The organism is Azotobacter armeniacus (genome assembly GCF_054779355.1).
Map to the genome: position 1 here is coordinate 14,183 of NZ_BAAGYK010000154.1, position 10,831 is coordinate 25,013.

Consider the following 10,831-nt stretch of genomic DNA (forward strand, 5'->3'; position numbering starts at 1 on the left):
ATCTGCGTCCCGCTGGTCAGGACCGCCCGGCGCGGGGGCACGAAGCCCCCGGCCGTATCGAAGTGAAAGAAGGAACGCAGCCGATGCTCCGGTTTCTGCCCTCCCGCCACCAATGGACGGCCGCCCCCTCCTGGGGAGCGGCCATCGTGGCCAGCCTCGGCTGCGCCCTGCCCCTGCTGCTCGGGCTGTTCAGCGGCCATTCCGGATTTCTTTGGGCATCGATCGGCGCCTTCCTGGCCGCCCAGGCCGACCCCCTGCACCGCTTCGGCATGCTGCGCATGCTCCTGTTGACCCTCCTTGGCGCCTGCAGCGCGGGCCTGGGATTCTGGTCCGCGCCCGGTCCACTCGAGAGCCTGCTGGTCTTCGCCGCCGGCGGCCTGCTGCTCGCCTGGCTGCAGCGTTTCGGCCGGGAGGCCGGCAAGCTGGGCCTCGGCATGCTGGTCTGCCTGTGCCTGGGACAAGGCCAGCAGCCCCTGGGCAGCATGCCCAACCCCTACGCCGTGGCCACGCTGTTCACCCTCGGCGGCCTCTGGGTGACCCTGCTCGCCTTTAGCCTGCGCGGCCTGCACGGCCTGCGCCTGTGGCCCTACATGCCGTGCCTGTCCAGCGTGCTCAAGGTGCTGCGCCACCATGCGGCGCGCCTGCCGCAACCACCGTGGCGGCTCTATGCCCTGGGCTGCACTCTGGTCTGCGGCCTGGCCGGGCTGATCGTCAACCTGGCCGGACAGCCGCGCGGCTACTGGCTGACCCTGGCGGTGGTCACCGGCCTGCAGATCGACCTCAAGGGCAGATTGCTGCGCGCGCTCAAGACAGCCCTGGCCGCCCTGCTCGCCGCCGGCCTGCTGGTGCTCGTCGGTCATGGCCTGCAGAGCCCGGCGCAGTTGGTCGCCCTGGTACTGCCGCTGATCCTGCTCAACCGCGCCTTCCAGGTGGGCCGCTACAGCCTCTACGTGCTGCAGATGACCTTCTGCATCCTCCTGCTGGCCGAGAGCCTGGCGCAGGACTGGCAACTGAGCCGCGAGCGCCTGCTGGGCAGTCTGATCGGCGTGCTGCTGGCGCTGCTGGTGGCGCTGACCCTGTACATCAGGCGCCGGCTGCGCGACTGGCGGGCCGCCCGCTCCCGCACGAATGTACTGCCGCGCTGAGCAGCGCGGCGGGGGATCCTGCACATCGGGCAACCATCGGCCGCCCCGCTTCGGGCATAATGCGAAACCGTTCCCGGAAGCAGCCGGACTCTTCTCCCATTTCGCTTCGTTCAGCCCTGAGTCGGAGGGGCACCCTTGATGATTGCAACTTTCCGCCGGCTTGCCATTGCCAGCCTGCTGCTGTCGTTCGCCCTGTCGGCGAGCGCGGCCCAGATCAACACCACGCTGCCGAAGAATGTCCAGCAGGCGCTGAGCGCCCACAAGCTCCCCGGCGATGCCCTGTCCCTGGCGGTGCTGCCGCTCACCGGGCCGGGCACGCCGACCTTCATCAACGCCGACGTGCCGCTGAACCCAGCCTCGACGATGAAGCTGGTGACCACCTACGCAGCCCTCGAACTGCTCGGCCCGACCCACAAGTGGCGCACCGAGTTCTACGCCGACGGCCCGCTGCGCGACGGCGTGCTGGACGGCAACCTGTACCTGAAGGGCGGCGGCGATCCCAAGCTGAATATGGAAAAACTCTGGCTGCTGATGCGCGACCTGCGCGCCAACGGCGTGCGGGAAGTGCACGGCGATCTGGTGCTCGACCGCAGCCACTTCGTGAAGCCGCAGCTGCCGGCGTTCAACGATGACGGCGGCGACAGCAACAAGCCCTTCCTGGTCGAGCCCGACTCCCTGCTGATCAACCTCAAGGCGCTGCGCTTCATCGCCCGCGCCGAACCCGGCAAGGTACAGGTCAGCATCGAGCCACCGATCGCCGGCATGACCATCGACAACCAGGCGAAGGTGCTGCCGGCCAGCGCCTGTCCGGACTGGCCGGACGTGCGCTATAACCTGATCCCGCAGGAAAAGGGCTACAGCATGGTGGTCACCGGCAAGCTGCCGGCCGGCTGCAGCGCACAGAGCTACATCGCCCCGCTCGACCACCAGACCTATGCCGCCGGCGCCGTGCGCGCCATCTGGCAGGAGTTGGGCGGCAGCATCCAGGGTCAGGACCGCCTCGGCGAGGTGCCCAGGCAGGCCCGCCTGCTGGTCCGCGCCTTCTCGCCGGACGTAGTGGAGATCATTCGCGATGTCAACAAGTTCAGCAACAACACCATGGCCCGCCAGCTGTTCCTCAGCATTGGCGAGCAGTTCCGCACCAGTGCCGACACCGACGACGCCCAGGCGGCGTACCGCGCGGTCCGCCAATGGATGACCCGCAAGGGCATCGATGCGCAACATCTGGTGATGGAGAACGGCTCAGGCCTGTCGCGGGCCGAGCGGATCAGCGCCCGGGAAATGGCCGAGATGCTCAAGGCCGCCTGGCACAGTCCCTATGCGGCCGAATTCATCGCCTCGATGCCGCTGGTGGCGATGGACGGTACCATGCGCAAGCGTCTGCGCCGCACCCCTCTGGTCGGCGAGGCGCACATCAAGACCGGCACCCTGAAAACCGTGCGCGCCATCGCCGGCTTCAGCCGCGACCAGAACGGCAACACCTGGGTGGTGGTCGCCCTCCTCAACCACCCGCGGCCCTGGGGCGCCTCGTCGATCCTCGACCAGGTGCTGGTCGACCTGTACCGCCAGCCGAAACTGTCCAACACCGCCCAGCGCTGACCGTCCGGGCCGGCCGCTCCCTTGCGGAGCGGCCGGCCGCCCTCAGTCCTTTCTCGCCTGCAGCCGCCAGGCGCGGTGAATCTTCGGGTTGCGGGCGAAATCCGCATCCAGGCTCTGCGCGCTGATCTCCTCCACCGCATAGCGCTGCTCGAGCATGGGGTCGAGCTGGAACTTGCGGAAGTTGTTGGAAAAATACAGCACTCCGCCCTTCGCCAGGCGCGCCATGGCCAGGTCGAGCAGGCGCACGTGGTCGCGCTGCACGTCGAACACCCCCTCCATGCGCTTGGAGTTGGAGAAGGTCGGCGGGTCGATGAAGATCAGCTCGTATTCGCCGCGGTCGGCGGCCAGCCACTCCATCACGTCGGCCTGCTCCAGCCGGTGCCGCTCGGAAAAGCCGTTCAGCGCCAGGTTGCGCCGCGCCCAGTCGAGGTAGGTCTTCGACAGATCGACGCTGGTGGTGCTGCGCGCCCCACCCTTGGCCGCATGCACGGTGGCCGTCGCGGTGTAGCAGAACAGGTTGAGAAAACGCTTGCCGGCCGCCTCGCGCTGGATGCGCAGGCGCAGCGGCCGGTGGTCGAGGAACAGCCCGGTGTCCAGGTAGTCGGTGAGGTTGACCAAGAGCTTCACGCCGGCCTCGCCGACCTCCATGAAGCGCCCCTGCTGGTCCTGGCGCTCGTACTGCCTCTTGCCGGCCTGGCGTTCGCGGCGCTTGATCACCACTCGCGCCGGGTCGATGTCCAGCACCTGGGGAATCGCCGACAGGGCATCGAGCAGACGCGCCTGGGCCTTGTCCGGATCGATCGAGCGCGGCGGCGCATACTCCTGCACGTGCACCCAGTCGCGGTACAGGTCCACCGCCAGGGCATATTCCGGCATGTCGGCATCATACAGCCGGTAGCATTCGATGCCTTCGCGGCGCGCCCACTTGTCGAGCTGTTTGAAGTTCTTCTGCAGGCGGTTGGCGAACATCTGCCCGCCTTCGGACAACCGTGCCGGCGCGCTGCGCACTGCCGGCGGACGCTCCACCAACTGGCCGCCGATCATCCGCGCTTCACTCGGCGCCGTCTCAGTGCGCCCGGTGACGAACTGCTCCGGCTGCACCCTGAACAGCAGCAGCTTGCACGGCAGCGCGCCGTTCCAGAGGGCGTATTGCTTGTGGCTGCGGATGCCCATGCGCTTGCCCAGCTCCGGCGCGCCGGTGAAAACCGCCGCCTCCCATCCCTCGCACTGGCTGCGCAGGCGCTCGCCGAGATGCTGGTAGAGATAGAGCAGGCTCGCCGGATCGCCGAGGCGCTCGCCATAGGGCGGGTTGCACACCACCAGTCCCTGCTGCCCCTTGTCCGGATGCGGCGCGAAGGTAGCCAGCTCGCCCTGGTAGACCCGGATCCAACCGTCCAGCCCGGCGCGCTCGATGTTGTTGCGCGCAGGCGTTATCAGCCGCGGGTCGGCCTCGTAGCCGCGAATCCACAGGGGCGGCCGGGCCAGACCGGCGGCGGCGCGCGCCTCGGCCTCCTCGTGCAGGCGCCTCCACAGCGCCGGGACATGCCCCAGCCAGTTGGCGAAGCCCCAGTGCTCGCGGCGCAGGTTGGGCGCGAGGTCGGCGGCCATCATCCCCGCCTCGACCAGGAAGGTGCCGACCCCGCACATGGGGTCGGCCAGCGCTCCGCCCTCGGCGGCGATGCGCGGCCAGCCGGCGCGGATCAGGATCGCCGCGGCGAGGTTTTCCTTGAGCGGCGCGGCGCCCTGCTGCAGGCGGTAGCCACGCTGGTGCAGGCTGTGTCCGGAGAGGTCCAGGGAAAGCACCGCCTCGCCCCGGTCCAGGCGCAGGTGGATGCGCAGGTCAGGATTGAGCTTGTCCACCGAGGGGCGCTGGCCGCTGTGCCGGCGCAGCTGGTCGACGATCGCATCCTTGACCTTGAGGGCGCCGAAATGGCTGTTGTCGATACCCGAGCCGTGACCGCTGAACTCCACCGCCAGGCTGCCGGTCGGCAGCAGGTGATCCTGCCAGTCGACCGCCTGTACACCCTGGTACAGCTCCTCGGGGTTGCCCACCGGAAAGCGCCCGAGCACCAGCAGCACGCGGTTGGCCAGGCGCGACCAGAGGCACAGCCGGTAGGCGGTTTCCAGGTCGCCCAGGCCCTGCACCCCGGCAACCTGTTCGCGGCCCTCAGCCAGGCCCAGGCCGGCCGCCTCCTCGGCGAGCAGGCCTTCCAGACTCTTCGGGCAGGTGAGAACGAGTTCGTAACGATCCGACATGGGGGGCTTCCAGTGCCTCAGGCAGTCATGGCCTGTCATCAATTGTTTCCCCGATTGCGTTGCCGCCTGAAAGCGGTCCAGGCAAGGCGCAGCCTGCAGGCAATGGTCATTCCCTTGCCAAAGGCTGCAACGCCGCATGGGTCGCTTTCAGGCGCAACCCGAAGGGACGGGCCTGTTTGGGCAGAGTGCCACATTGTTCGTCGTTCATTTGGAATGACCAAACCTCTCTCCTCACGCCTTGCCCTGTGCCCAAACAGGCTCCGTCGCAACGCGGAAACAATTGATGACAGGCCAACGTACGTGCCGGATCGGCACGCCATTCGATCATGACAAGCCTGCGGCGTGACCCTTTGTCGCATGGCCACATGGAGTGCAACACGAAGCCAGCCGGCTGGCAAATCCCATGCCGTCTCACATACCCCCCCAAATCAGCAGGGTTTTGTCGAAGTTGAAGTAATTTTTTCTTGAAAGCTTATGTCTTTGACTTCAAAAAAATTTCGATCTTATGACAAAACGGTCATTCACAGGCCAGAACTCATTGGATAGAAAGCAACCAGAGTCCTCGCTGCAACGGCGAGGGAAGAAACCGCCACGCCGGCAGCGGTTTCATTGGCAGCCAAGTCTGCCAGGTCTCGCCATGAGGCCAATGGGACATAACAGTCAACAGTGAGGGCAACACCCTATGAGAAGACTCAAGCGTGATCCGTTGGAACGGGCTTTTCTGCGCGGCTATCAGAACGGCATTCATGGCAAATCCCGCGAACTCTGTCCTTTCACCCACCCGTCGACCCGTCAGGCCTGGCTCAACGGCTGGCGCGAGGGCCGTGGTGACAACTGGGATGGCCTGACCGGCACCGCTGGCATCCACCGCTTGAACCAACTACGTGCCGTAAGCTGATCGGAGGGATCACGGCATTCTCATCCTGAACGCCTGCTGCAGAGGCGTCAGGCATCAAGACCACGGGCTCCTTCGGGAGCCCTTTCTTATCGCGCGCAGTGCGACCTGGCCGGCCGGCCCTGTTCCGCGGCGATGGCATCCACCGCTTCGCGGATCAGCGCCGGCCCCCTATAGATGAAACCAGTATAGATCTGCACCAGATTGGCCCCGGCGGCGATCTTCTCCGCCGCATGGCGGCCTTCGGTGATGCCGCCGACGGCGATGATCGGCAAGCGCCCGCCCAGCTCCCCGGCCAGCACCCGCACCGTGTGGGTGCTCTTCTCGCGCACCGGCGCACCGGACAGCCCGCCGGCCTCGCCGGCATGCGCCAGGCCCTCGACGCCCTCGCGGCCGAGGGTGGTGTTGGTGGCGATCACCGCGTCCATGCCGGTGTCCAGCAGCGCCCGGGCGACCTGCACGGTTTCCTCGTCGCTCATGTCCGGAGCGATCTTGATCGCCAGCGGCACCCGCCGGCCGTGGCGCCCGGCCAGCTCCTCCTGACGCTGGCGCAGGGCTTCGAGCAACTGCCTGAGCGAGTCGCCGAACTGCAGGCTGCGCAGTCCCGGGGTGTTCGGCGAGCTGACGTTGACCGTCACATAACTGGCATGGGGGTAGACCCGGTCCAGACAGATCAGGTAGTCGTCCACTGCCCGCTCCACCGGAGTGTCGAAGTTCTTGCCGATGTTGATGCCGAGCACGCCGCTATAGCGGGCGGCCTGGACCTGCGCCAGCAGATGGTCGACGCCCTGGTTGTTGAAGCCCATGCGGTTGATGATGGCCTCGGCCTCCGGCAAGCGGAACAGCCGCGGCTTGGGATTGCCCGGCTGCGGCCGCGGCGTCACGGTACCGATCTCGATGAAGCCGAAGCCCAGCTGGGCGAGACCGTCGATGGCGTCGCCGTTCTTGTCCAGCCCGGCGGCAAGGCCGACCGGGTTGGGGAAGTCCAGGCCCATCACCCGCACCGGCAGGCTCGCCGGCCTGCGGCACAGCAGGCCGTTGAGGTTCAGCCGGCCACCAACCCCGAGCAGATCGATGGACAGTTCATGGGCGGTTTCCGGGGACAGTTTGAACAGCAGCTGGCGGGCCAGGTTGTACATGGGCAGGGTTGACTCGGCGATTGGCGTGGGGCGGCGATTATAGCCACGCCGCGCGCTTCCAGGACCTGTTTGATCGATTCGATGGGTCGATTTCGGCGTCCGGTCCCGGAGCCTCGCTTCTCCGACCTTGAGTTGACCAGGCAACCACACAGGCCATCAGCGCGGCGCCTCAAGCGAGCCTGGTCACCGGCGCGTTCTGCGCGATCAGCTCCTCACGCTTGAGCGCTTCCCAGAACTCGTTGGGGATCGCGATCTGCATCGACTGGATGTTGGCCTGCACCTGTTCGGGCATGCGCGCGCCGGGGATGATGGCCGAGACCACCGGATGGGCGGCGGCGAACTGTAGGGCGGCGGTGCGCAGATCGATGCCGTACTGGTCGGCGATCGCCATGACCCGCATGCGCTTCTCCGGCGCCCAGGACGGAATGGTGGCGGCGTAGAGATAACGGTCGCGCCCGGCCAGCACGCTTGGCGAGCTGCGGGAAGGTGTTGTCCAGTGCCTTCTGGTGGTCGAGCAGCGAATACTGGCAGGCCAGCAGGAAGATGTCCGGATCGCCGACCTCCAGAGCACGCAGTGCCGGCGCGGGATGGTTGACGCCGAAGCCCCGGGCCTTGGTCAGCAGGCGTCCCACCTTGGTCGACAGCACATACTCCTCGCGCCTCAGGTTATGCAGGAAATGGCCGAAGCGGCGCTCGCTGAGACCCAGGCCATACCAGGGTGAAGTGTCGAAATAGTGGACTCCGGCATCGAAGGCGGCCTGCAGCATGGCTTGGCTCTGCTCGCCGGTGGCCGGCGCGAAGCCATTGCCGATGGCCACGCCGCCCAGACCGATGCGGGTGAACGGGCGGAACTTGCCGCCGGCGACCGGCGCGTTGGTCGGTACCGGCCCACTGCCCGGCTTGCCTTTGGTCGGCATCAGCGAGCCACTTCCCTACGTCTGCGCGAGCAGGGGTGAGGCCGCCAGCACGGCGGTGCCTACCGCGGCGACGGAGAGGAATTGGCGTCGTGTGGTCATGGCGAATTCTCCTTCAGAGGGATGAGTCGATACGAAAACCCCTGCGCTTTCCGACAGCAAAGCAGCGAAAAATTCGTCGGCGCCGTCTCCCGCGGGGGAAAAGCGCGGCTGCAGGATTCGCCACCGGCGCTCAGGGTAGGCACCTGCACAGTCATCTGCCACACTGCCCGCCCCCAGCCTGTCAATGGATCACCCCAGCATGTTTTTCCTGCCTCCAAGCCTCGCCGCCCTTGCCCAGCGTCTGGGCCTGGGGAGGCGCACACCACGTCAGCTGCTGCTGAAGGCCCGGGCGCTGCGCCTGCCTTTTCAGCCGCTGCCGCCGGTGCAGGAGAGCATCTGGTGGCAAGCCGATCCACCCCTGCACCGGCTGGTCGAGCTGCCGCGCGACGCCCTTTCCGGGCCGGTCCAGGAGGACAAGGCGGATGCCCGCGCGGTGCTGATGCGCCTCGTCGAGCAAGAGCAGCACAGCCTGGACAGTATCGACCTGCGCCAGATCGACGGACTGGTCGGCAAGGACCCGCAGGCCCCGCTGCACGACGGCCTCGAGGCCTACAGTGCGACTTCCGCATGCCGCACCGTGCGGATCATCAGCTACAAGGATTTCGTGCGCACCCTCGGCCAGGCCGTGGCGGAGTTTCCCGAGGCCGGCCGCCTGCACCTGCGCCAAGCCGGCTGGCGTGGCGAGCGGCTGTTCTGGGCCGGCGAGCCGCAGCACCTGCCGGCCTTCGCCGGCACCGTCGTCTATGCCCGGCGGCGCGGCCTGGAGGTCGTCCTGCCCGCCGAGCTGACCAGCTACCGGCTGAGCGAAAGCGGCCTGGCAGGCCTGCGCCAGCGCTACCACGTGCTCGCCATGCCAGCACAGGCCTGGAGCGATCCAGCTTTCATGGGCCTGTTGCTCGACCTGGGCATGCCCTATGCCCGCCTCACCCTGCTGCGCCGCAGCGGCGCCCCCGAGTTCCTCCTGCTACCCCGCCGCCATCCGGCGGCCAACGCCCTCGGCGAAGGGCTCTACCAGGCCGGCGCGCCGGACGTGACCGGCTTTCTCGCCGGGCTGCTGCCGGCCGCGGATAGCGCGCCCGGCTGAATCTGCAGCCCCACCGCCCCAAGGAGATGTCCATGAAGGAGCTGTCCATGTCCCGCCGGTTATACCCCGCGCTGCTGGCCCTGAGCCTGCCCGCCGCCATGGCTGCCGAATCCCCGCTCTACGGCCCCGAGCTGGAAGGCTTCGACTATCCCCACCCAGTCCAGTACTTCGCCTTCGAATCCCAGGGCCAGTCGCTGCGGATGGCCTACCTGGACGTGCGGCCGGCCGAACCCAACGGCCGCACGCTGGTTCTGCTGCACGGCAAGAACTTCTGCGCGGCGACCTGGGAAGGCAGCATCACCGCCCTCGTCAAGGCCGGCTACCGGTTAGTGGCACCGGACCAAGTCGGCTTCTGCAAGTCCAGCAAGCCGGAGCACTACCAGTACAGCTTCCAGCAACTGGCGGCCAACACCCGGGCGCTGCTGGAATCCCTCGGCATCCAGCGCTACAGCCTCATGGGCCACTCCATGGGCGGCATGCTCGCCACCCGCTTCGCCTTGCTCTATCCGCAGCAGCTGGAGCGCCTGGTGCTGGTCAACCCCATCGGCCTGGAGGACTGGAAGGCCGTCGGCGTGCCCTATCGCACTGTGGACGAGTGGTACGCCCGCGAACTCAAAACCAGCGCCGAGGGCATCCGCAACTACCAGCTCAGCACCTATTACGCCGGCCAGTGGCGCCCCGAGTTCGACCGCTGGGTACAGATGCAAGCCGGCCTGTTCCAGGGGCCGGGCAAGCAGCGCGTGGCGTGGAGCTCGGCGCTGACCTACGACATGATTTACACTCAGCCGGTGTACTACGAGTTCGAGCAGCTGAAGGTGCCGACCCTGCTGCTGATCGGCGAGAAGGACAACACCGCCATCGGCAAGGACGCGGTACCGGCCGAGCTGCGCCCGCTGCTCGGCGACTACCGTCGGCTCTCCCGGGAAGCGGCGAAGCGCATTCCCGGCGCCACCCTCGAGACCTTCGCCGATCTCGGTCATTCCCCGCAGATCCAGGCACCGGAGCATTTCCACGAAGTCCTGCTTCAGCAGCTGGCCAAACCCGTCGAATAGCGGGCCGATCCAAGAGCCGCCAATATCGGCGGGCCGGGATTGCCGGACTACCGGTAAAACGGCCTCACGGCAACCCTGGACGCCAGTTTTCCTTGATATTGGTCAAACCTTTTTCGCGACTGCCGGTCGTAACTGCACCCGCTGCAGGAAAGCAGGGGGTGTGGAAAGCGCTCGCGGCGAGCGCCTGCCCGGCCGCAGTCGATACCCGCAAGTTGCTCTGGAACGGACTGTGCTCGACAAGGAGATGTTTGAAATGGCCAGAAAATGGCAACAGACCGGCCTACCATTTGGATTCAAGCCGATCAACCGGATCATGGCCGCCCCGCCCGCCCTGGCAAACGACGGAGCTCCCAAGGAAACCGCCACCCTCGCCAAACTGTGCGCTCTGGTGGTCGACCTGATCCGCGGCAAGCGGGTATGGGTGAGCTCCGAGGAGCGGGAGGCGCTGTCCACAATGATCGACCTGGGCTATCTGCAGTGCGAAAGCGGTTCCCAGGATTCCTCCACCCACTTCCTCTGTCACTGCTCCCATCCCTCGCTCTTCGAATTCTATTTCTTCTACCGCTGGCTGCCCGAGCACGGCCAGCGCTTCCGCCCCCGGCGGGAGCTCCCCCCCCAGGCCCGCTGAGCCCCCTGACAGCCCGG

General features: G+C 67.0%; 10 protein-coding genes and 1 pseudogene. 6 read left to right on the forward strand and 5 right to left on the reverse strand.

Translation table 11 applies throughout. The features are described from left to right. Nucleotides 1-83 precede the first annotated feature (83 nt). Together ACYVD0_RS19860 and dacB are read left to right on the forward strand one after the other, a co-directional pair. Nucleotides 84-1,145: an FUSC family protein gene (locus ACYVD0_RS19860; protein ID WP_460428403.1), complete on the forward strand. Its 1,062-nt coding sequence runs from the start codon at nt 84-86 to the stop codon at nt 1,143-1,145. Between the two features lie 138 nt (nt 1,146-1,283). Next, a complete protein-coding gene (gene dacB / locus ACYVD0_RS19865; protein WP_460428541.1) occupies nt 1,284-2,744 on the forward strand; it encodes a D-alanyl-D-alanine carboxypeptidase/D-alanyl-D-alanine-endopeptidase in 1,461 nt (486 codons plus the stop codon). A 42-nt stretch (nt 2,745-2,786) separates the two neighbouring features. Here dacB and rlmKL read toward each other — a convergent pair whose 3' ends face one another. Continuing rightward, entirely contained in the window at nt 2,787-5,000 is a 2,214-nt protein-coding gene (gene rlmKL, locus ACYVD0_RS19870) for a 23S rRNA (guanine(2445)-N(2))/(guanine(2069)-N(7))-methyltransferase (protein ID WP_460428404.1), read from the reverse strand. A 682-nt stretch (nt 5,001-5,682) separates the two neighbouring features. Between rlmKL and rmf the strand changes: the two genes are divergently transcribed. After that, the gene (gene rmf / locus ACYVD0_RS19875) at nt 5,683-5,898 is read left to right on the forward strand and encodes a ribosome modulation factor (RefSeq protein WP_089168634.1); all 216 of its coding nucleotides are present in this window, start codon (nt 5,683-5,685) and stop codon (nt 5,896-5,898) included. 86 nt (nt 5,899-5,984) lie between these two features. Here rmf and ACYVD0_RS19880 read toward each other — a convergent pair whose 3' ends face one another. The 4 genes and pseudogenes from ACYVD0_RS19880 to ACYVD0_RS19895 form a co-directional block, all read right to left on the reverse strand. Beyond that, nucleotides 5,985-7,034, reverse strand: coding sequence for a dihydroorotate dehydrogenase (locus tag ACYVD0_RS19880; RefSeq protein WP_460428405.1), 1,050 nt, complete (start codon nt 7,032-7,034; stop codon nt 5,985-5,987). A 169-nt stretch (nt 7,035-7,203) separates the two neighbouring features. Then, entirely contained in the window at nt 7,204-7,434 is a 231-nt protein-coding gene (locus ACYVD0_RS19885) for an aldo/keto reductase (RefSeq protein ID WP_460428406.1), read from the reverse strand. 289 nt (nt 7,435-7,723) lie between these two features. Continuing rightward, nucleotides 7,724-7,951 (reverse strand): annotated as a pseudogene (locus tag ACYVD0_RS19890) (aldo/keto reductase); the annotation flags it as partial. A 15-nt stretch (nt 7,952-7,966) separates the two neighbouring features. Beyond that, nucleotides 7,967-8,050, reverse strand: coding sequence for a twin-arginine translocation signal domain-containing protein (locus tag ACYVD0_RS19895; protein WP_460428542.1), 84 nt, complete (start codon nt 8,048-8,050; stop codon nt 7,967-7,969). Between the two features lie 199 nt (nt 8,051-8,249). Between ACYVD0_RS19895 and ACYVD0_RS19900 the strand changes: the two genes are divergently transcribed. The 3 genes from ACYVD0_RS19900 to ACYVD0_RS19910 all read left to right on the forward strand — a co-directional run bounded on the left by ACYVD0_RS19900 (nt 8,250) and on the right by ACYVD0_RS19910 (nt 10,814). Continuing rightward, the gene (locus ACYVD0_RS19900; protein WP_460428407.1) at nt 8,250-9,134 is read left to right on the forward strand and encodes a DUF6685 family protein; all 885 of its coding nucleotides are present in this window, start codon (nt 8,250-8,252) and stop codon (nt 9,132-9,134) included. Between the two features lie 47 nt (nt 9,135-9,181). Continuing rightward, on the forward strand, nt 9,182-10,186 hold the full coding sequence (locus tag ACYVD0_RS19905) for an alpha/beta fold hydrolase (protein ID WP_460428408.1): 1,005 nt from the start codon (nt 9,182-9,184) through the stop codon (nt 10,184-10,186). A 253-nt stretch (nt 10,187-10,439) separates the two neighbouring features. Next, nucleotides 10,440-10,814 carry a hypothetical protein gene (locus tag ACYVD0_RS19910; RefSeq protein ID WP_460428409.1) on the forward strand — a complete coding sequence of 125 codons (375 nt, stop codon included), beginning with the start codon at nt 10,440-10,442 and terminating at the stop codon, nt 10,812-10,814. The last annotated feature ends 17 nt before the right edge of the window (nt 10,815-10,831 follow it).